The 20,620-nt window shown below is 49.6% G+C and carries 26 protein-coding genes; 19 read left to right on the forward strand and 7 right to left on the reverse strand.

Features of this window, described 5'->3' with window-relative positions:
- Positions 1 to 51: 51 nt before the first annotated feature.
- Together J4760_RS12435 and J4760_RS12440 are read left to right on the forward strand one after the other, a co-directional pair.
- A complete protein-coding gene (locus J4760_RS12435; RefSeq protein WP_186365512.1) occupies positions 52 to 282 on the forward strand; it encodes a protease inhibitor I9 family protein in 231 nt (76 codons plus the stop codon).
- A complete protein-coding gene (locus J4760_RS12440) occupies positions 272 to 793 on the forward strand; it encodes a GNAT family N-acetyltransferase (protein ID WP_237605930.1) in 522 nt (173 codons plus the stop codon). The genes J4760_RS12435 and J4760_RS12440 overlap by 11 nt, the downstream gene beginning before the upstream one ends.
- A 14-nt stretch (positions 794 to 807) precedes the next feature.
- Here the strand turns inward: J4760_RS12440 and J4760_RS12445 are convergent, their stop codons facing one another.
- On the reverse strand, positions 808 to 1,692 hold the full coding sequence (locus tag J4760_RS12445; protein ID WP_237605931.1) for a helix-turn-helix domain-containing protein: 885 nt from the start codon (positions 1,690 to 1,692) through the stop codon (positions 808 to 810).
- Between the two features lie 109 nt (positions 1,693 to 1,801).
- Here J4760_RS12445 and J4760_RS12450 point away from each other — a divergent pair, with 109 nt between their 5' ends.
- The 3 genes from J4760_RS12450 to J4760_RS12460 all read left to right on the forward strand — a co-directional run bounded on the left by J4760_RS12450 (position 1,802) and on the right by J4760_RS12460 (position 4,377).
- Positions 1,802 to 1,981, forward strand: coding sequence for a hypothetical protein (locus J4760_RS12450; protein ID WP_237605932.1), 180 nt, complete (start codon positions 1,802 to 1,804; stop codon positions 1,979 to 1,981).
- 243 nt (positions 1,982 to 2,224) lie between these two features.
- The gene (locus tag J4760_RS12455; RefSeq protein WP_145288514.1) at positions 2,225 to 2,629 is read left to right on the forward strand and encodes a (deoxy)nucleoside triphosphate pyrophosphohydrolase; all 405 of its coding nucleotides are present in this window, start codon (positions 2,225 to 2,227) and stop codon (positions 2,627 to 2,629) included.
- Positions 2,630 to 3,312: 683 nt separating this feature from the next.
- Entirely contained in the window at positions 3,313 to 4,377 is a 1,065-nt protein-coding gene (locus J4760_RS12460; protein WP_237605933.1) for an NAD/NADP-dependent octopine/nopaline dehydrogenase family protein, read from the forward strand.
- A gap of 35 nt (positions 4,378 to 4,412) precedes the next feature.
- On the opposite strand, the gene J4760_RS12465 is transcribed toward J4760_RS12460, so the two are convergent.
- Positions 4,413 to 4,829 carry a DUF2188 domain-containing protein gene (locus J4760_RS12465; protein WP_145288511.1) on the reverse strand — a complete coding sequence of 139 codons (417 nt, stop codon included), beginning with the start codon at positions 4,827 to 4,829 and terminating at the stop codon, positions 4,413 to 4,415.
- Between the two features lie 69 nt (positions 4,830 to 4,898).
- Here J4760_RS12465 and J4760_RS12470 point away from each other — a divergent pair, with 69 nt between their 5' ends.
- From J4760_RS12470 to J4760_RS12485, 4 genes are all read left to right on the forward strand, one after another.
- Complete coding sequence (locus J4760_RS12470; protein ID WP_237605934.1) at positions 4,899 to 5,297, forward strand: secondary thiamine-phosphate synthase enzyme YjbQ; 399 nt, start codon at positions 4,899 to 4,901, stop codon at positions 5,295 to 5,297.
- A gap of 195 nt (positions 5,298 to 5,492) precedes the next feature.
- The gene (locus tag J4760_RS12475) at positions 5,493 to 5,663 is read left to right on the forward strand and encodes a hypothetical protein (RefSeq protein WP_186365511.1); all 171 of its coding nucleotides are present in this window, start codon (positions 5,493 to 5,495) and stop codon (positions 5,661 to 5,663) included.
- Between the two features lie 361 nt (positions 5,664 to 6,024).
- Positions 6,025 to 6,174 (forward strand): 50S ribosomal protein L33, encoded by a 150-nt coding sequence (rpmG, locus tag J4760_RS12480; RefSeq protein WP_145288506.1) that lies wholly within the window; start codon positions 6,025 to 6,027, stop codon positions 6,172 to 6,174.
- A gap of 115 nt (positions 6,175 to 6,289) precedes the next feature.
- Positions 6,290 to 7,162: a bifunctional 5,10-methylenetetrahydrofolate dehydrogenase/5,10-methenyltetrahydrofolate cyclohydrolase gene (locus tag J4760_RS12485; protein ID WP_145288503.1), complete on the forward strand. Its 873-nt coding sequence runs from the start codon at positions 6,290 to 6,292 to the stop codon at positions 7,160 to 7,162.
- Between the two features lie 34 nt (positions 7,163 to 7,196).
- Here J4760_RS12485 and J4760_RS12490 read toward each other — a convergent pair whose 3' ends face one another.
- Positions 7,197 to 7,580, reverse strand: a complete 384-nt coding sequence (locus tag J4760_RS12490) for a YolD-like family protein (RefSeq protein WP_145288500.1) — start codon at positions 7,578 to 7,580, stop codon at positions 7,197 to 7,199.
- A gap of 143 nt (positions 7,581 to 7,723) precedes the next feature.
- Between J4760_RS12490 and J4760_RS12495 the strand changes: the two genes are divergently transcribed.
- Together J4760_RS12495 and J4760_RS12500 are read left to right on the forward strand one after the other, a co-directional pair.
- Entirely contained in the window at positions 7,724 to 8,743 is a 1,020-nt protein-coding gene (locus J4760_RS12495) for a lactonase family protein (RefSeq protein WP_237605935.1), read from the forward strand.
- A complete protein-coding gene (locus tag J4760_RS12500) occupies positions 8,744 to 9,037 on the forward strand; it encodes an alpha-amylase (protein WP_237605936.1) in 294 nt (97 codons plus the stop codon).
- Between the two features lie 142 nt (positions 9,038 to 9,179).
- Here the strand turns inward: J4760_RS12500 and J4760_RS12505 are convergent, their stop codons facing one another.
- The 4 genes from J4760_RS12505 to J4760_RS12520 form a co-directional block, all read right to left on the reverse strand.
- Positions 9,180 to 9,443: a GNAT family N-acetyltransferase gene (locus J4760_RS12505; protein WP_145288493.1), complete on the reverse strand. Its 264-nt coding sequence runs from the start codon at positions 9,441 to 9,443 to the stop codon at positions 9,180 to 9,182.
- Positions 9,444 to 9,455: 12 nt separating this feature from the next.
- Complete coding sequence (locus tag J4760_RS12510) at positions 9,456 to 10,379, reverse strand: manganese-dependent inorganic pyrophosphatase (protein ID WP_145288491.1); 924 nt, start codon at positions 10,377 to 10,379, stop codon at positions 9,456 to 9,458.
- 64 nt (positions 10,380 to 10,443) lie between these two features.
- Entirely contained in the window at positions 10,444 to 10,995 is a 552-nt protein-coding gene (locus tag J4760_RS12515) for a cysteine hydrolase family protein (RefSeq protein WP_237605937.1), read from the reverse strand.
- A 41-nt stretch (positions 10,996 to 11,036) separates the two neighbouring features.
- The gene (locus J4760_RS12520) at positions 11,037 to 12,218 is read right to left on the reverse strand and encodes an MFS transporter (RefSeq protein ID WP_145288486.1); all 1,182 of its coding nucleotides are present in this window, start codon (positions 12,216 to 12,218) and stop codon (positions 11,037 to 11,039) included.
- Positions 12,219 to 12,310: 92 nt separating this feature from the next.
- Here J4760_RS12520 and J4760_RS12525 point away from each other — a divergent pair, with 92 nt between their 5' ends.
- From J4760_RS12525 to pcrA, 8 genes are all read left to right on the forward strand, one after another.
- Positions 12,311 to 13,762, forward strand: coding sequence for a nicotinate phosphoribosyltransferase (locus J4760_RS12525; protein WP_237605938.1), 1,452 nt, complete (start codon positions 12,311 to 12,313; stop codon positions 13,760 to 13,762).
- A gap of 6 nt (positions 13,763 to 13,768) precedes the next feature.
- Complete coding sequence (gene nadE, locus J4760_RS12530; protein WP_237605939.1) at positions 13,769 to 14,614, forward strand: ammonia-dependent NAD(+) synthetase; 846 nt, start codon at positions 13,769 to 13,771, stop codon at positions 14,612 to 14,614.
- 46 nt (positions 14,615 to 14,660) lie between these two features.
- Positions 14,661 to 15,305 (forward strand): DUF2179 domain-containing protein, encoded by a 645-nt coding sequence (locus tag J4760_RS12535; RefSeq protein ID WP_255695452.1) that lies wholly within the window; start codon positions 14,661 to 14,663, stop codon positions 15,303 to 15,305.
- A complete protein-coding gene (locus J4760_RS12540) occupies positions 15,283 to 15,480 on the forward strand; it encodes an NETI motif-containing protein (RefSeq protein WP_237605940.1) in 198 nt (65 codons plus the stop codon). Before J4760_RS12535 ends, J4760_RS12540 begins: the two co-directional genes overlap by 23 nt.
- Positions 15,481 to 15,588: 108 nt before the next feature.
- Complete coding sequence (gene purB / locus J4760_RS12545) at positions 15,589 to 16,884, forward strand: adenylosuccinate lyase (RefSeq protein ID WP_237605941.1); 1,296 nt, start codon at positions 15,589 to 15,591, stop codon at positions 16,882 to 16,884.
- 69 nt (positions 16,885 to 16,953) lie between these two features.
- Positions 16,954 to 17,637: a M15 family metallopeptidase gene (locus J4760_RS12550; protein ID WP_237605942.1), complete on the forward strand. Its 684-nt coding sequence runs from the start codon at positions 16,954 to 16,956 to the stop codon at positions 17,635 to 17,637.
- 126 nt (positions 17,638 to 17,763) lie between these two features.
- Entirely contained in the window at positions 17,764 to 18,432 is a 669-nt protein-coding gene (gene pcrB, locus J4760_RS12555; protein ID WP_237605943.1) for a heptaprenylglyceryl phosphate synthase, read from the forward strand.
- A 15-nt stretch (positions 18,433 to 18,447) separates the two neighbouring features.
- Complete coding sequence (gene pcrA / locus J4760_RS12560) at positions 18,448 to 20,616, forward strand: DNA helicase PcrA (RefSeq protein ID WP_237605944.1); 2,169 nt, start codon at positions 18,448 to 18,450, stop codon at positions 20,614 to 20,616.
- The last annotated feature ends 4 nt before the right edge of the window (positions 20,617 to 20,620 follow it).

The following is a 20,620-nucleotide window of genomic DNA, read 5'->3' on the forward strand; positions in this document are numbered from 1 at the left end:
ACGCTGTCTGCACTATGTATTCTATTCCTGATTATCGTGGGGTGTAGTGGTATGGAAGACAGAAAGGATTATCTTGTTGGTGTCAGTGGAGAGTTGACGGAAGAAGATCTTGCGGCGTCGGGTCTGGAGCAGGAGGATATCAAGCACCGGTATTCACTGATGAAGGTGTATGTCATTACAATGACCGAGGTCGAGGCACAGGAGATTGAAACACTTGATAAGGTGAACTATGTAGAGATGGATCAGGAAGTCCGGATTCCTGAACAGCGGAATGAAAAATGAAGTCATGAACAGAGCCATGCCGCCGCTCATCCGCAGACCAAAACCCGAGGATGCTTCTGATGTGGCCAGAATATGCCGGCTCGGATGGCAGCAGACCGTGGAAGGCAGGCTGTCAGAAAGCCATCAGCAGCAGATCGTTGATTTCTGGTATGCAGAATCCAAAGTGCAGCAGGACATCGGCCGGGGCCACTACAGCTATGTGGCGGTAGTGGATGGCCGTGTCGCCGGTGTAATCGGCGGCGGGAAGGCGGGTGCAGATGCTGCTGAGATCCATGTGTTCTATGTGGATGAAGCATACAGATATCAGGGTGTCGGCAGTATGCTGCTCGATGAGCTGACCCGGCACCACCACCAGAAAGGCTTCCAGTCGCAATGGGTATCCGTGCAGGAGGGAAATATGTATGGACTGCCTTTTTATGAATCCAGAGGATTTGAATACGCTGGCAGAAAAGTCCGGTCGACAGGCACGGGGGAAGTGCAGATTTCAGTGAGATACAGACGGAGTATATAAAAGCGCCTGCGCACTCATTGCGCAAGCGCTTCTATTGCGTCTCTGGCGATCTGGATGTGGTATTCCATTCTTTCATCCAGGTCTTCCAGGAAAAATGCAGCTTCACACTTGGCAATATGTTCTTTAGCAGGCTCTGGATCATTGAGTGCGATCTGGATGAGTGCCATCAGATGATGCGTCTTGCCAAGATAGTATATGGAGTTGTTTTCCTGGATTCTGATCAGCAGCCTGTAGCATACATCCAGTGCCTGGACGTACGAAAAACTATTATAGAGGCATATCGCATAGCCGTAATGGAGCTGGATGATCATATACTGGTCGAAATCATTCACGTGCTGGAAGTCCATGATGCGCTCCCTGTGCCTATGGTAGAGGGCAAGCGCATCTTCATACCGGTCCATGATCAGGTAGAGGTCACCAAGTGTATTGATGATTTCAAGCTCGATCCGATTGACATTTTTCGTTTCCGCTATGAGTTCGAGCAGAATCTTTTCCGATGCCTCGAACTGGTCATCATTGCGCAGATCGATCGCCGTGTACGTACGGTAGACTCTTTCATAGTTGCGGTACTGCATATCGAATTCCGGATTATCATTGATCGTTTCCTTCGCATCCTGCAAGGTGACCTTGAGAAGGTCTTCATGGCTGAAGTAGACATATTCACGAAGCATGTCCAGATAATGGTCGATCAGAGCATACTCGGAATCATCATCGACAAACAGCGTCTGCATCGCGACACCAAGACGCTGGCACAATTTATACAGCACTTCCGCCGCAATCGCAGTATCTCCACGCTCAAACCGGTAGATGGTCGTCATGCCGCATATTCCTTCTGCCAGATCTTTATGAGTAAACCCTTTCTGCTGTCTAATCTCCTTGAACCGTATGTGATATCTCATAGGTAGACCCCTCTTCTGAAAAATGTTCACAATTTTTGCATATGTGAATATTGCGATAAATTAAATGATAATGCATAATATAATTATAAACAACGGAGGTGGTGATGGCGTGAAGAAACTTATCAGTGTTGTCGTATTGAGTACTATCCTATTGGGCTCAATCTCAGCAGTTAATGTCCCAACAGCAGAAGCGAGTGTTGTGAAGGATGGCTACGGAGAAGTCGGTACTTTTGGTAAAGGTTCTGGTTATCTTCCTGATGGCAGGCCAGCCCCTATCGGTGTTTATTAGCAACTTCTAGTAAGTTCATTTTTTCCTTACCCTTAATTGGATTCCTCCTGCCTCTAAATGCACCCGACCTCTTAATTATTTAAGGCAGGAGGTCTTTTTTTTATGCCGATTTTTATGCCGGTGCATGATATATCAATGGAATAATATTACCATATTACCCCTTTTTACATATACTGATGCGCTTCATTCTAAAATGCTGTCTGTTATAATGATTATATTAAAAAAGTTGTGATGGAGGATTCGATGAAGAAATATATCAGAGTCGTCGGTGCGGTCATAGTAAATGAACAGGATGAAATATTGTGTGCACAAAGACCGGAAGGCAAGAGTCTCGCTTTGATGTGGGAGTTTCCCGGGGGCAAGGTCGAGGCGGGGGAAGCGCCACGCGCGGCATTGAAGCGGGAACTGATGGAAGAGATGGACTGTGAAATCGCCGTCGGTGAGAAGATTACGACGACTGTGCATGAATATGATTTCGGTACTGTCGAGCTGACAACCTATTATGCAAAACAGCTGACTGGTGAAATCCAGCTCCTCGAGCATGTCGATATGAAATGGCTCTCACGTAAAAATATAGGTACTCTGAATTGGGCACCTGCCGATATTCCGGCAATCGAACTGATCAGGAATGGCAGCCCTGCGAAATAGGAAAAACAACCCAGACCATCCGGTCTGGGTTCAGATTGAAGACAAACCCCGTTTTGACACGGAGTTTGTCTTCTTTTTATGTAATTTGATGGATCCCGGATCGTGGACGTCGCCATGGCGAGTTAGAGGGTTAACTCACCATCGTGGGCGCTGCCATGGCGAATTAGAAGGCTAATTCACCATCGTGGGCGCTGCCATGGCGAGTTAGAGGGTTAACTCACCATCGTGGGTGCTACCATGGCGAATTAGAAGGCTAATTCACCATCGTGGACGGCGCCATGGCGAGTTAGAGGGCTAATTCACCATCGTGGGTGCTACCATGGCGAATTAGAAGGCTAATTCACCATCGTGGACGGCGCCATGGCGAGTTAGAGGTTAATCTCATTCCCACTGGCACACCCCCAACAAACTTGATGAAGCAAGTACAAAGAGCCGCTTATCGTTCGGGAAATCCGCTTTTCCATCCTGCGCCCGCTGCCTGTTGATCCCAGCATCCTCTTCCCCTGATCTGCAGATTCCCATGCATCCCGACAAAAAGACTGCAGACATGTCATTTTACTATGACTTTGTCTACAGTCTGAACCCAGACCATCCGGTCTGGGTTTTATGTTGTTTATACTGGCATGAAATAAGAATTTTCAGTATAATTGTTTTTATATAATTTTAAGGAGTGTTCCATTTCAATGAAAGTTTCCATAGTTGGCGCAGGTAATGGTGGCATTGTTGCAGCAGCTGATCTGACTTCAAGAGGTCATGAGGTGACGCTCTACCATTCCCTGCAGGCGCTGAAAGATCCACATGAAGATATTATGCAGGGCAAGGTCCATTACAGAGGAGAGCCGCTCTATCTCCACAAGTTTACGCAGGATCCGCTCGAAGCGGTGAAGGGCGCAGATGTAATCATGACATGCCTGCCGACGCACATACTTGCCCAGATGTTCGAAGAATTCATTCCGTATCTTCAGGATGGACAGATGATCTTCATCAATGGTGCCAGCGCGATGAACAGCGTGGTACTGAGCAATATACTCGAGGAGAAGCGCCCGGAAGTTGATGTGCTCATCGGTGAATCCATGTCGCTGACCTATGCTGCACGGTATGACTACGAGGAGAATGATGCAGATATCATTCTTAAAAGTAAGCATAACCTTTTCAGTGCCTATCCGAGCAGCAACACGGAAAGGATGATGGAAAAGCTGACTGTGCTTTATGATACGCTCGTACCGGCACAGAATATCATCGAGACGGCGTTGAACAACGGCAATCCGGAGAGTCATCCGGCGCCATCGATTCTCAATACCGGCACCATCGATAACAACGGAGACTCATTCTACCTCTACCGTGATGGGGTGACGAACCATACGGTCAAGGTGATCGAGGCGATAGACAAGGAACGGCAGAAAGTATGCGAAGTGCTTGGATTCGAGGTGCTCGACAAATCCGCCCGCTCCGAGCGGAGCACATACTTCGAACCGGATAAGCCATTGAAGGAGCAGTATAATGAAAGTCCGGTATTAAAAGACCTTGTAGGTCCGGTCACTTTGAACAACCGCTATATTGTTGAAGATGTCGGTTATGGGCTCGTACTATGGAAGAGCATCGCAGAAGCGGCGGCAGTCGAAACGCCGGCGATCGATTCAATCATCCACCTGACTTCCCTGATGCTTGAAGTGGACTTTACACGTGAAGGGCTGACACTTGATAAGATGGGTCTCGATAAGACACGTGACCTGAATCTCCAAGTATAGAAGAATCCTCGACTGGTACCAGTCGAGGATTCTCTCTATTCATTCTTATTATGGATGATGGTCTCCGCACCGCGGTTCTCGGCGATTTCCTTCGCTCGTTTCGTCGCGTCATTCTTATTGTCGTACGTATTGCTCGGGCGCTTTGCCCCTTTGGTCTGGACTTTCCATTCATCGTCTTCGAAGAATACTTCCACGTCATTGTCGGCAATCTTGCCGCCCTGCTTACCCGGATCATCTTCATGTTCGGTGACATCTTTATTTTCCAGTTCATCCAGCTCTTCTTTTGAAGCATCAGCATACCATTCCTCTGCCTGGCTCGTACCGATCGGGATGGCACGTCCGTCATCGTAGCCTTCTTCAAGGAGGGCATTGATGATGTCGATCGCCTTCTTCCGTTCAAGCTTCTCCATATTCTTCAAGGAATCGGGATAGTCATTCATTGAATAAGGCATTATCATTTCTCCTTTTTTAGATTCTCTAGTAGTATAGTACCCATAAATCATAAAGTTAAAGGTGATAATATGCTCTACACATTCAGCGTGACATCCAATGCACGTGCCGAGTACATCAACATCGATGCGCTCATTGAAGAAGTACTTGAAAAGAGCGGTGTCCAGTCGGGCATCATGACAGTCTTCACGCCGCATACGACAGCCGGCATCACAATCAACGAAAATGCAGATCCGAACGTAACACGCGATCTGGTATATGGAATGAACGAGACATTCGATAATAAGAATGAATACAGGCATGCGGAGGGGAATTCCGATTCACATATGAAGTCCTCCCTGACAGGTGCCAGTGAGACGCTGATCATCGACGGCGGCAAAGTCATCTATGGAACGTGGCAGAGCACGTACTTTGCGGAATTTGATGGTCCGCGGACGCGGAAAGTGCACATCAAAGTGATTGAAGGATAAAAAAAACCTGCACTGGTTAGGTGCAGGAAAAAATAGGAGAAATTTTATTAAGAAAATGGAATAGGTTAGTTAATATCTATTAACTACTTCTATAATACTGAATTTTCAGATAAATTACAACCCCTATGTTGAATTTGTTGAATTTATTTTGGAATTCAGGGTACAGTAGGTTAAATAACTTCTTGGAGGTCAATCATGGAACTTTTAAAATCAGTGCTCGGTCTTCTGTTGAAAATCATATCAATACTCGTCATCATTACGACAATCGGTGCAGTGGTGCTGGCATTCTTCCTGAAGAAGGATGTAGAGGAGATCAAGGACTTCACAGAAAAGCTGAAGCGTGAAATCGAAGCAGAAAATAAATGACGGATATGAAGCTGGCCTGAAAAAGGTCAGCTTTTTCATTGCATGAGTTTGACCCCGACGGGTGGTATGATATGCACGAAATTCGCCGGGATCTGCTGTAAATTTCAGGGTGAGTGATAAAAGTGTTGAAAAAATCCTTTAAAACCTTTAAAATGGTTAAGGCGGTTCAATGTAGACGAGGAACACACTGACATTGATTACCATCGTTTCATCCTCGCATAGGATGATCAACTGGCCAGTTGAAATGGAGTCCGGGTCATCTTCCAACAGAATTCCGGACGTGGTATAATAGAAATATTATTCCAATTGGATGTTCCTCACCGCAAAGCGGAATAGGTAAAGAGTAAAGGAGGCGGAACTGATGAGAGTAAATGTAACTTTGGCCTGCACTGAGTGCGGAGATCGTAACTATATTACGACTAAGAACAAAAGAAACAACCCTGAGCGTATTGAAATGAAAAAATACTGCCCAAGATCCAACGGATACACAACACACCGTGAAACAAAATAATTGATCTGCCGTCCTTTGGGGCGGCTTTTTTTATTTGCCGAGGCTCCGGTCCCGGCTGCATCATCTTGAGTATAGTGTGGTATATTGATTGAAAAAAGGATAAAGGAGCTTTTTTATGACAACGATCATGGATGGCAAGGCGGTTGCGGCACATCTTTCCGAGGGAATCAGGGATGCTGTAGAGGAGTCCCGGAAGCATGGCATCAGACCGAAAGTTGCGTTTGTCAGGGTCGGCGAACTGTCCGATGCAATCTCTTATGAACGAGCGGCGATGAAACGGTTTGAGAAGCTGTCCATCGATACGGAGCAGTTCCATTTTCCGGCGGATGTTTCGAACAGGGCCTTTCTGACGAAATTCCGGGAGATCAATGAGGATTATGCCATCAATGGCATCCTGCTGCTGCAGCCGCTGCCTGAGCATATTGATATGAAGCGTGTAGTGGAGCTGATGAATCCGATCAAGGATATCGACGGCATGACCCCGTTCAATCTGGGCCAGGTACTGACGGATGAGAGCAATCGTCTGGAACCATGTACACCGGCAGGGGTGATGGAAATGCTCGATTTCTACGACATCAATCTCGAAGGCAAGCATGTCACGGTGGTCGGGGCGAGTGCCGTAGTCGGCAAGCCGCTGTCGCTGATGCTCATGAACCGCAATGCCACAGTGACGACATGCAATGTGTATACAGATGACCTCATCGGCAGATGCAGGGCGGCCGATATCATCATCAGCGCAGCAGGTGTAATCAATCTGATCGGGCCTGAGCATGTCAAGGAAGGGGCGGTCGTCGTGGATGTCGGCATCAACTTCAATGACGCAGGCAGGATGGTCGGTGATGTAGATTTTGACGCAGTGAAGGACAAGGCGTCGCATATTACTCCTGTGCCGGGCGGCATCGGTGCCATTACGACGACGGTCCTCGTCTACCATCTGATGCTCGCGACCGATTATCAGAAGGAGCCGGTCCTTTTCCTGGAACGCTAATATCAAGCCACGCAGAAATTTCTGCGTGGCTTTTTCATATCATGACGATATCGAGCACATCAATGAATGAAATGAATATCATCTCCTCATCCGACCTGTCCGTCGGCTGTCCGATGAGCACCATGCTCCACGTATCGACCTGTATGAGCTTGAGATCCGCTTTGAAACGGAAACCGTCATAATAGTATTCGACCCTGATGCTCCGTTTGTCATGCAGTGCCTTTTTCAGAATACGATTCATCTCCTCCAGCCGGTCATCCGACAGGATGGGCCGCGCCACCTTCATCTGGTCTTCAATCATGCCGGCAACCTTCTCAAACTGCTCGGGCATGGTGGCGAAGGGCGCCCATTTGATCATTCCGCGTCCTTTGGGAATATTCGAGTCGAGTTCCTCCATTGGTATTTTCCGATAGTCCATCCGCATCCCCTTCTCTGCCTGTTCGTGTATATGGTTCAATTATACGAACATATGTTCTGCATTTCAAGAAGTATTAATTCTTTTCATTTAGGGTATGGTTACTGGTGTGCTAAGATAATAAAAAAAGCGTAGGAGGAATTTCAATGATTGGGTATGTCGGCACCTATACTAAGGAACATGGCAAAGGAATCTACAAATTCGAACTGGATGCTGAGGCGGGCAAGTTTATTTCGATAGAAGAAGCGGCGGAGACACCGAATGCGACCTACCTGGATATACAGAATGACCGCGTCTACGCGGTAAAGAAGGGCAAGACGAAAGCAGGCATCGCAACATTCGGCGTCAGCAACCTGGAAACGGGAGAGCTGCGCTTCATCGAAGACTGTCTCGAGGAAGGTGCGTCCGGTTGCCACCTGACACTCACATCCGATCAAAACCATCTGGTCGATGCAGTCTATCTGTCAGGCGAAATCAGACTCTATCGTGTGGATGAGCGCGGCGTCGTGACCGAGCAGCTGGATGTCTTCCAGGTGGAAGGGGACGGACCACATGAGCGTCAGGATAACCCGCACTCCCACTTCGTCATCGAAACACCGGACCTCAAGTATATTGCGGCAGTCGATCTCGGAGCAGACAAGATTGTGACGCTTCAGATCAAGGACGACAAGCTTGAAAAAGTGACGGAGACGAAAGTGGCAGCCGGCAGTGGACCAAGACATCTCGTCTTCGGTGATGGGGGTCATTATGCCTACATCTTCACCGAACTTTCCAATGAAGTGATTGTCGCCAACTACCACGACGGTGAATTCTTCCCTGTGGAAACGTACTCCGCACTGCCGCAATCCTTCGACGGCCATTCCCAGGGAGCGGCCATACGCAAGCATCCGAATGGCAAGTACATCTATGTGTCCAACAGAGGCCATAACAGCATTGCCGTATTCGAAGTCGAAGGGGAAGGCAAGTCGCTCAAGCGTATCCAGATTGAATCCACCAACGGAGACTGGCCACGGGACTTCAATATAACGCCGGATGGCGACTATCTCGTATGTGCCCACGAAAGTTCACATAACCTTGTACTATTCAAAATAAACGAAGACGGCACCATCGAAAGGCAGGAAGGTGAAGTTGAAGCACCGGAAGGCGTCTTTGTCGGATTTCTCTAGATGAATAGGAAAGGCATATGGATCATCCTTATTCTGGGATTGATTGCTTTACTTCTGCTGTTTCTGCCTCTGGCGGATCGTACAAGCAAATCGGAACGTGTGATTGTCGATCATACACTGCATGAAATCGTCCATCCCGGATGTTTCGACCAGGCGGAGACGACAAACTACCTCGACGAAGTCTCATTTTCCAGAGCGACGGAAGAGCTGGGCTACCGGATTGAGGATGCGTGCTCAAAAGAGCGGCTTGAAGCAGGCAAGGAAAGTGTAATAAGTAAAATATTCAACGAATGAAAATATGCTGATAATATTGATTTTTCAGAAAAATAGTGTTATTATTTGGACATACCATTTTTTCATTCTTTCAACTATTATTTTTGGAATTCCTTCCAGTAGAATACCCCGCCATCTTCATGGCGGGGTATTTTGCTGTCTATTATTTGATTTTTATATCGTCATAGCTTGAATCACGGATGGCGAAGGCGACGTAGGGACATGTCGGCTGGACCTTCTTATTGTCTTCACGTGCCATTTCCACGATTTCGTCCACAAGGTCTCTGGCCAGTCCTCTGTTTCTGTGCTCCGGTCTTGTATACGTGCTTGTCACATCATAATATTCGTCAGTCTCATGATAGATGAGTTCTGCGATGACATCATGTCCTTCTTCCAGATAAAGTCTGCCTGCCTCTTTTTTCAGCATATTTCTGCCTCCTTATGACAATGCTTTAGTGATCTGCGGTACAACCTGCTTCTTGCGGGAAACGACACCTTCAAGAATTGCTGAATTCTCATCCAGGGCAACGTCGAATGCCTTTTCCACAGACTGTGCTTCTGTTCCAAGTGCGAGAATTCTTGAATTGGAATTCAGAATGTCCGTTACAACCAGTACAAACAGGTCATAGCCTTCCTGTTCAATCTGTCTGTTGATGGCGTTTTCCAGTTCATCTCTTCTGTCGAATACTTCATCTACATCGATGACATTGATCTGTGCAATGCGTGTCGTCCTCTGCCCCATCTCGAAGGATTTGGCATCTGCAGTAATCAGTGCATCAGCCGTCTTGTCCTTTGTGGATGCACCTGATTTCAGCATTTCGATGCCATAGCCCTCAATTTCGATGTCCGCCATCTCGGCGAGTGCCTGTGCAGCTGTTCTGTCAGCTTCCGTTGTTGTCGGAGATTTGAACAGCAGTGTATCGGAAATGATGGCGGAAAGCATGAGGCCGGCCATTTCCTGTGAAATCAGCAGGTCATTCTCCTCGTATACTTTCTTCAGGATGGTTGCGGTGCATCCGACAGGTTCCGCACGATAGTAGAGTGGGGATTCCGTCTGGAAGTTGGCAATCCTGTGGTGGTCATACACTTTCAGGATATCCGCCTTTTCGATATTTTCCGCCGACTGCTGGAATTCGTTGTGGTCGACGAGGATGACCTCAGCGCCCTCTTCAAGCGACTCGAGCAGTTCAGGGGCTTTCACACCGAAGTGGTTGAGCGCATATTCCGTCTCGGCCCCGATTTCACCAAGGCGGTAGGCGGCTGCGTCATTGCCGAGCTGCTCCTCGATGTCTGCCGTAACAATTGCTGAAGTGATTGTGTCCGTATCCGGATTCTGGTGGCCGAAAATTTTAGTTTGAGTCATAATGTTCATTCTCCTTTGATTATGATATTACTTTTCCCATTTTATCACTGAAGTATGCATCCTTCTATGGTTCTACAGTCGCGCCGAGGGCATTTTTGAAATGTTCGAGGGCCATCTCGTGTGCCGGCGGATTGAAGGATGCCACACAGGAGGCCGGGACGATGATGTCATAGCCGAAATTATAGGCATCCACTGCCGTATGCATGATGCAGATGTCGGTCACAAGACCGGTCAGTGTCACAGTGTCAATCTTTCTTTCCAGCAGCAGCTGGTTGAGCGGGGTGCCGGCAAAAGAACTGTAGCGCCTCTTATCGATGTAAAAGACGTTTTGTCGATCCTTGATCTGCTGATAGACCTCACGCACTTCACCATACAGCTCACGGCCGCCCGTCCCTTCGATATTATGCGGCGGGAACAGCTTTGATTCCGGATGCAGTCCATCATCATCAAAATGAAGGTCCATCATGAAGAAGATGGGCACACCCGCCTCATATGAAGTCCGGATCTTCTGGACGAGGGCGGCTTCAATCGCCTGGGCGGCCTCTCCGGCAGTCAGGCGGCCTTCCGGTGCGGCAAAATCGTATGAATAGTCGATGACAAGCAGTGCATTGTTCATTCATTGTCCTCCTTCGATTTCCGATATGGGTGATCATGGTTCTATTGTGCCACAGTCCCGCGTCTGACCATAAACAAAATGTTCAATATGAGAATCACGATGATGGCGATGGTGAAGAAGCTGAAATAGTATGCCCCATCTGTCGCTGTAATGATGTACCCGCCGATGACGGGACCGGTGATGCTGCCGAGGCTGAACATGATGCCTGCCATCAGATTTCCGGCGGGCAGATTGAACTTCGGCGTAATATCGGTCATGTAGCTGATGCCGAGGGAGTACATCGAGCCGACAAATACACCGGCCAGTGTAAACAGCAGGAGCAGCATGATGAATGAGCTGTTGAACACTTCCATGAAGAAGAAGGTGACGGCACCAAGACCGAGGAGCACCGAGATGAGCCTGCTGCGTCCGATCCTGTCACCAAGCGAACCGATCGGCACCTGCAGCAGTATGGCTCCGAAGCTGAATGCCGGCAGAATCCATGTAATATCGGACAGTTCAAAATTGTTGCGGATGGCAAATACCGGGAAGTTGCTGTTCAGGGAAGCCTCGAAGATGCCGAAAAGCAGCGGGAACAGAAAAGCGATCCAGCTGGTTCTGAGGACAGCCTTGAAGTTCTTGAAGGTGTTGAAGACCGTCACCGGCACGCCGGATTCGATCGGTTTTGCATTTTCAGCTCCCTTCAAGAGGAAGATGAGCGGCCAGCCGATCATGGTGAGCACACCTGAGACAAGAAACGGCAGCGGCTCCCAGATGGTGACGAGCTCGCTGACTTTCGGTCCGATCATGAAGCCGAGCGAAAAGAACAGGCCATAGAATGCGATGACCTTGCCAAGCTTGTGCTGCGGTGTACTCTGGGTCAGCCATGTCTGGGTGCTGAAGTGGAGTACATTGTCGCCGATGCCGACGAGCAGGCGCAGCAGAAACCATATCCAGATGGAATCAAGCACCGGAAACAGGAACAGGCAGATGCCGACGATGATGCCGCCGGCGATGATCATCGGCCTGAATCCATATTTTCTTAAAGGTCCTTCTATGAAAAGGGCGGATGCAAGCACCCCTATGTAGAGCCCTGAGGCATGCAGCCCGTTGATTGTCGCGTGTATTTCCCGGTTTTCGAAGATGAAGGAGATGAGGGGGAGAAGCATCCCCTGTGAGAAGCCGGATATGCAGACAATGAGGGATAGGACGATAAAACGCGCCCTGAAACTCTCGAATTTCATGATAATCCTCCTGTTATATTATGTTGATGAAAAATGGTTGTGTTAGAATGATTATAACTGATTTACAGCACTTCATGGAGGGACTGGAACAAATGTATCAATTTGAAGATGACAGTTTTATGCTGCACACCGATCTTTACCAGATCAATATGGCTAAAACCTATCTGGAACAAGGTCTCGCAGATCGCACGGCAGTATTCGATCTCTATTTCAGGAACATGCCGTTCGGCAATGGATATGCCGTATTCGCCGGTCTTGAGCGCATCATCAATTTCCTCGAAAATTTCAGGTTCTCGGACTCCGATATCGAATACCTGCGGTCGATCGGATATGATGAGGACTTCCTTTCGTATCTTCGGGATCTGCGTTTTACCGGCAAGGTGCGTGCGGTGGAGGAAGGCGAAATCGTCTTCGCCAACATGCCGCTCGTCCAGGTGGAGGCACCGATCATCGAGGCGCAGCTCGTGGAGACGGCGCTGCTCAACATCGTCAATTTCCAGACGCTCATTGCCACAAAGGCGAGCAGAATCAGGCAGATCGTCCCCGAAGGGACACTGATGGAGTTCGGTACACGCCGCGCTCATGAGTTCGACGCCGCCCTCTGGGGGGCGCGTGCTGCAATCATCGGCGGATTCGACGGTACGAGCAATGTCAGGGCTGCGAAGCTGTTCGGTCTTGAGGCGAGCGGTACACACGCCCATGCGATGGTCCAGGCATATGGGGACGACTACGAGGCCTTCAGGGCCTATGCCGACACCCATCAGAACTGCGTCTTCCTGGTGGATACTTTCGATACATTGAAATCCGGTGTGCCGAATGCCATCAAGGTGGCTCGTGAATATGGCGACAGGATCAACTTCATCGGCATACGGCTCGACTCGGGTGATATCGCCTACCTGTCGAAGGAGGCAAGGAAGATGCTCGATGCAGCCGGGTTCCCGGATGCGAAGATCATCGTCTCGAATGATCTGGACGAAGTGACGATACTCTCCCTCCTGTCCCAGGGTGCCAAAGTCGACAGCTGGGGCATCGGCACCAAGCTGATTACGGCCTACGACCAGCCTGCGCTCGGTGCCGTGTATAAGCTTGTGGCCATCGAAAATGAAGCAGGGGAACTTGAGAACCGCATCAAAATATCCGGCAATCCGGAAAAGGTGACGACGCCCGGCAAAAAGAATATCCATCGCATCATCAACCGGAACACAGGCATGTCGGAAGGTGAATATATTACACATTTTGGGGAAGAGATAGAGGAGGATGCGCCGTTGCTCATGTTCCATCCGATCCACCCGATGAAACGGAAGCTCATCCGCTCCTATGATACCGTGGAGCTGATGAAGGATATCTTCGTTGATGGAGAATGCGTCTATGAAATAGAGACCACCGGCAGGATGAAGCAGCGACATGAACAGGGGCTCACCCTGCTATGGGAAGAGTACAAGCGTTTCCTGAATCCTGAGGAGTACCCGGTCGACCTCTCGAAAGCATTGTGGCAGATCAAGCAGGACCTGATTGAAGAAGCAAGTAATAAAACATTGGAGTGATATGACATGAAACCATTGCAAGCAGAGATTCTGAAGGAATTCCATGTAAAGCCTGAAATCGATCCTGCAGCGGAAGTCAGGGAAATCATCGATTTCATGAAGGACTACGTAAAGAACTATACATTCATCAAGTCATTCGTGCTCGGCATCTCCGGCGGCCAGGACTCCACCCTACTCGGCAAGCTCACCCAGATGGCTGTCGATGAGCTGAACGCGGAGACCGGTGCCGGCTATGAATTCCATGCACTGCGCCTGCCGTACGGCGAGCAGAATGATGAGCAGGATGCACTGGATGCGATCGAGTACATCCAGCCGACACATACCGCGACCATCAATATCCGCCCGAACGTCGAGCGCAGTGTGGCGTCGCTCAAGGAAGCAGGATATATACTGAGCGACTTCGTCGAAGGCAATGAAAAGGCACGTGAAAGGATGAAGGCCCAGTATGCGGTGGCTGCTTCCACGGGGGGTGTCGTTCTTGGGACCGACCATCCGGCGGAAGCGATCACCGGATTCTATACGAAATTCGGCGACGGTGCAGCCGATCTGATTCCTCTGTTCGGACTGAACAAGCGTCAGGGCAGAATGCTGCTCGATCACCTCGGAGCGCCGGATCACCTGGCCAATAAAGTGCCGACAGCGGATCTCGAGGACGACAGGCCGCTCATCAGCGATGAGGAGGCACTCGGCGTCAGCTACAATGCCATCGATGATTTCCTTGAAGGCAAGGAAGTTTCTGAAGAAGACTATGACACGATCATAAAATGGTATAAAAAGACACAGCACAAGCGGGACCAGCCCTACAACCGCTACAACAAGCCTGCCTATGAAGAGAAGCAGGAAGAGCAGTAGTTTAGAAAATGGAAAAGATATACTCACTCAGGAAAGGTAGAATGGAATGATAACAGCCATATCACAAAACCCCTGGCTGATGGTACTGGTCATCTTCGTAGTGAACATCGTATATGTCAGCTTCCTTACGATGCGTACCATCTCTACATTGAAAGGGTATCGCTACACAGCAGCAGCATTCAGTATCCTTGAAACGTTCGTCTACGTCATCGGACTGGGTCTGGTACTTGAAAACCTCGACCAGTTCCAGAACGTCGTCGCATATGCACTCGGTTTCGGTGCCGGCATACTGGTCGGCCTCAAAATAGAAGAGAAACTGGCGCTCGGATATCTGGTGGTCAATGTCATCACTTCCCAGAAGGACAAGGACCTCCCGACAAACATCCGGGACCTCGGCTATGGCGTCACGCACGGCTATCAGTACGGCCGTGACGGCGAGCGGACAACCATGCAGATACTGACACCAAGAAAGTATGAGCGCAAACTGATCGACACCATCAAGGAACTGGATGAGAAAGCGTTCATCATTACACATGAACCTAAAAACATCAATGGTGGTTTCTGGACGAAGGGCGTCAAACGCAAACGTCTCAAAAACTACCAGCCTGAAAATGTAGAGGAAGTACTGGAAGAAATTTCTGAAGCAAGGGAAATGGAAGATGAAAGAAATGCCGAAAAAGAAAAAGTTTAAAGTGGCGGAGAATGAATCACTGGGTGAGTGTCTCGCGCGGATGCGCGAGGCCGGCTACCAGCCGGTCAGACGAACGGAGCAGCCGGTCTTCATCGAAAGGGATGGAGAGCTTGTTGTCGATCACCAGGAAATAGTATTTGAAGGAAAAAGAATTGAAACTGAGGCGGATAATTAGGATATCCGTCTTTTTTATCGAACGTTTTCATTTTATTATAAAAAAATGTTCGTTTTTTAATATGATTTGTTATAATGGAAAAGAAATAAGACTAAGGAGCGTGTATGCATGATTTCTCGTTATTCCCGTGAGGAAATGTCCCGGATATGGACGGAAGAAAACAGATTCAAAGCCTGGCTGGAGGTTGAGATCCTAGCTTCTGAAGCGTGGGCGGAACTCGGCTATATTCCAATGGATGAAGTGAAGCGGATTCGTCCGAATGCAAAGATTGATGTGGACCGCATCAAGGAGATAGAAGCCGAGACACGCCATGACGTTGTTGCTTTCACACGCCAGGTATCGGAGACGCTCGGTGATGAGAAGAAGTGGGTGCACTACGGACTGACATCGACGGATGTTGTCGACACGGCGCAGAGCTATATGATCAAACAGGCAAATGAACTGCTTGAAGAGGATCTTGAGAAATTCATCGAAGTGCTGGCCGACAAGGCACGCGAACATAAGACGACGCTGATGATGGGACGTACTCATGGTGTACATGCCGAACCGACCACATTCGGCATCAAGATGGCACTGTGGTACATGGAGATGAAGCGGAACCTTGAACGTTTCAAAAATGTCAGGAAAGAAATCGAAGTCGGCAAGATGAGTGGGGCCGTCGGCACATTCGCCAACATCCCACCTGAAGTGGAAAGCTACGTCTGCGAGCATCTTGGCCTCGGTACAGCCGAAGTGTCCACACAGACATTGCAGCGCGACCGCCATGCCTACTACATAGCGACACTCGGCCTGATCGCGACGTCCATCGAGAAATTTGCGGTGGAAGTGCGTGGACTGCAGAAGACCGAGACGAGAGAAGTGGAAGAGGCGTTCGGCAAGGGCCAGAAAGGCTCCAGTGCCATGCCGCACAAACGCAATCCGATCGGCAGCGAGAATGTCACAGGGCTCTCCCGTGTCATCCGCGGCTATATTACGACTGCCTACGAAAACGTGCCGCTCTGGCATGAACGCGATATTTCGCACTCCTCAGCAGAGCGGATCATGCTGCCTGATGTGACCATCGCGCTCGACTATATGATGAGCCGGTTCACTGGCATCATCAGAAATCTGACGGTATTCGAAGATAACATGAAGGCGAACATCGATAAGACATTCGGACTGGTCTATTCACAGCGTGTCATGCTGACACTGATCGACAAAGGTCTGGTCCGTGAGGAAGCCTATGATCTCGTCCAGCCGAAAGCGATGGAATCATGGGAGACGAAAGTGCCTTTCCGTGAACTTGTAGAGCAGGACGACCGCATCCAGGAGCTGCTGACGGAAGCGGAGATCGATGACTGTTTTGATGAGACCCATCACCTGAAGCGTGTGGACATCATCTTCAGAAGAGCAGGCCTCGAATAGCAGTATGCTCTTAGACATCCGGCGGAGATATGGTAAGATGAAACTACCGATTGCCAAAGGAGCGGTTTGATGATTAGAAGTATGAAAGCGGGTATGCTGTTGGCCCTGCTGCTGATGGCGGGCTGTGGTGTGACGCTGAGCGAAGAGCAGATGGCGCTGCATGAGAATTTCGAAAGAACTTATGAGCCGGCACAGATCGGCAACCTCGAAGCGCTGCCGAATGTTGAAGTGATTGATGGGGTCACCTATGTGGACGGCATCCTCATCGTCAATAAGGAGATTTCCCTGCCGCCGGACTATGCACCGGGCCTGCAGCCGGAAGTCGTCGCAGCCTATCAGCAGATGTTCCAGGACGGGGCGGCACGTGGACTTGATTTCGTCCTTGTCAGTGACTTCAGGTCGTATGACTACCAGGCCCAGCTCTATAGCAACTACGTGGCACGGGATGGGCAGGAAGCCGCTGACCAGTACAGTGCAAAGCCGGGCCACTCCGAGCACCAGACGGGGCTTGCGATTGATGTAGGATCGGCAGACAGTGCAACCACGCTGAAAGTATCATTCGGCGACACGCCTGAATTCCAGTGGATGAAGGATGTCGCGCATGAATATGGATTCATCATCCGCTACCTTGAAGGCAAGGAGGACATCACCGGGTACATGTATGAACCATGGCACTTGAGATATGTCGGTGAGGAAGCGGAAGCCATATATGAAAGCGGACTGACCCTGGAGGAATACCTGGGCATCGACTAGTACGGACCGACCGGCCTTTGCCGGTCGGTTTTTTGTATTTTTGCCATCTGCAAATCACATATAATAAAACAGTTCAGGTCTAAAAATGCTATAATATCCTTATGAATTCTGATGGGAGTTTTATATATGCTTAAAGATTGCAAACATGTATTCAAGTTGGATCCGGCGAAGGAAATCAGTGATGATGACCTGGCCGCAATCTGCGAATCTGAGACGGATGCCATCATCATCGGGGGGACGGATGATATTACCGAGGACAACGTTCTGAACCTGATGGCGCGGGTGCGCCGCTTCTCGGTGCCGGTTGCGCTTGAGATCACATCGACCGACGCCGTCGTGCCGGGGTTCGACCACTACTTCATCCCGGCTGTGTTCAATACGGCGGATATGAAATGGCAGCATGGACTGATGCTCGAAGCATTGGCGGAATACGGTCATCTGCTCGACTATGATGAAGTTTCCCTGCTGCCATATATCATTATGAACCCGGAATGCAAGGCGTTCAGAAAAGCCGAAGGGAAAGTGGTCGCGCCTGAAATGGTGACGCACTACATCAACATGATGGACAAGCTCTATCGGACACCTTACATATACATCGAGTACAGCGGCACATATGGTGATCCGGAAGTGATGCGGACGGTACAAGAGAACGTGTCGCAATCGCATGTCATCTATGGCGGTGGCATCACCTCGAAAGAGGAAGCAAAGGAAATGGCGCAGTATGCCGATACCATCGTTGTCGGCAACATCATCTATGACAGTGTAAAAAAAGCATTGCGTACAATCATTAAATAAATTGGAGTTTTGATTATGGATCTGAGTTTGATGAATAAAGAACAGAAGAAAGCCATCCAGTCGACGGAAGGTCCGCTTCTTATCATGGCGGGCGCCGGCAGTGGCAAGACGCGTGTGCTGACGCACCGGGTGGCCTACCTGCTCGAAGAGAGAGAAGTACCTGCCAGAAACATACTGGCCATCACCTTCACCAACAAGGCTGCCCGTGAAATGCGGGACCGTGTATCGGCACTGATCAGAGAAGGTGCACAGGATATGTGGATTTCAACATTCCACTCCATGTGTGTCCGTATTCTGAGGAGCAACATCAATCATCTGGGATATGAAAACAGCTTCTCCATCCTTGACCCGACGGACCAGAAATCGGTCGTCAAGGATATTCTGAAACGACGGAATCTGGATCCGAAGCAGCACAACCCGAGAAACATCATCGGCTTCATTTCCGACAAGAAGAACCAGCTGATCCGTCCGGAACAGAGCATCCACGAAGCTGTCGCCTACCCGGATACACTCTACAGTGAGATGTACCATGACTACCAGCAGATCCTCTACCGCAACAGTGCCCTTGATTTCGATGATCTGATCATGCTGACGATCGAGCTGTTCGACAAGGAGCCGAAAGTGCTGGAATACTACCAGAACCGCTTCCAGTATATCCACGTGGATGAGTACCAGGACACGAACCATGCCCAGTACCGTCTGATCACACAGCTGGCTGCGAAGTACCGCAACATATGCGTCGTCGGCGATTCCGACCAGTCCATCTATAAGTTCAGAGGGGCGGATATCTCGAATATCCTGAACTTCGAGGATGACTATCCGGAAGCGGTGGTCATCAAGCTCGAGCAGAACTACCGTTCAAGCAAAAATATTCTGGATGCTGCGAATGCGGTCATCGAGAACAATACGGAGCGTAAGCCGAAAGCACTGCGCACCGAACGCGATGGCGGACCGAAGCTGCAGAACATCGTGGCGGACTCGGAACGTGGGGAAGCGGAGGAAGTGGTCGGCAACATCCTCGATCTGTCGAACAAGTACAGTCACAGCGACATGGCGATACTCTACAGGACGAATGCCCAGTCGAGGGCGATCGAGGATACATTCGTCAAATCCAATATTCCGTACAAGATGGTCGGCGGCATCAAGTTCTACGACCGCAAGGAAATCAAGGATCTGATGAGCTATCTGAAAGTGATACTGAATCCGAATGACGATATCAGCTTCGAGCGCATCATCAATACGCCGAAGCGGGGCATCGGACCGAAGACGGTCGACAAGCTGAAGGCGCATGGCCAGGCGACCGGCATCAGCATCTTTGAAGGCATCAAGGAATCGGATTTCATCGGCATTCCGAAGACGGCAGTCGTCAAGCTGATGGGACTCGTCGACCTGCTGGAGCAGCTTAAAAAGAAATCCCGGTTCATCACAATTACCGAGCTTGTGGATGAAGTACTTGAAAGTACAGGGTATATCGAAGTGCTGGAGAGCGAAAAGACCATCGAGGCAAGAAGCCGCATCGAGAACCTGGAAGAGTTCAAGACGGTAACTCGTGAATTCGACCGGGATAATGAGATTTCCGATGAACTGCTGTTCACTTTCCTGAGTGATATGGCACTCGTATCGGATCAGGATGGCGTCGAAGATGACAGTGGTGTCACAATGATGACAATGCACGCTTCAAAAGGCCTCGAATTCAAAGTGGTCTTCATCGTTGGTCTCGAGGAGGGCATATTCCCTTCAAGACGCGTCATCTATGATGACAAGGAGCTGGAGGAGGAGCGCCGTCTGATGTATGTGGCGCTGACCCGTGCAGAAGACCATCTGTTCCTCTCAAGGGCGAACAGCCGCATGATCTTCGGTAAGACGGAATCGAACATGCAGAGCAGATTCCTGGCAGAGATACCGGAAGAGCTTGTGGATGGCAGCGGTGCATCTGCACAGGCCGATTTCTTCAGCAGTGGCAGCGCACCGAAGAAGCGGATGCCAAAACGCAGCCGCATTGTTACAAACAACAGCGGCGTCAGCTTCGCGATCGGTGACAAGGTCAGCCATAAGAAGTTCGGTGACGGCATCATTTCTGCAATCAAGGGAGAAGGGGACAGCCAGGAACTCGATATCATTTTCACCAAAGTCGGTGTCAAGCGGCTGCTGGCCAATTTCGCACCGATTGAAAAGAAGGAGTAGGTCG

This window comes from Salinicoccus sp. ID82-1 (assembly GCF_021991715.1).
Lineage (GTDB): Bacteria > Bacillota > Bacilli > Staphylococcales > Salinicoccaceae > Salinicoccus > Salinicoccus cyprini.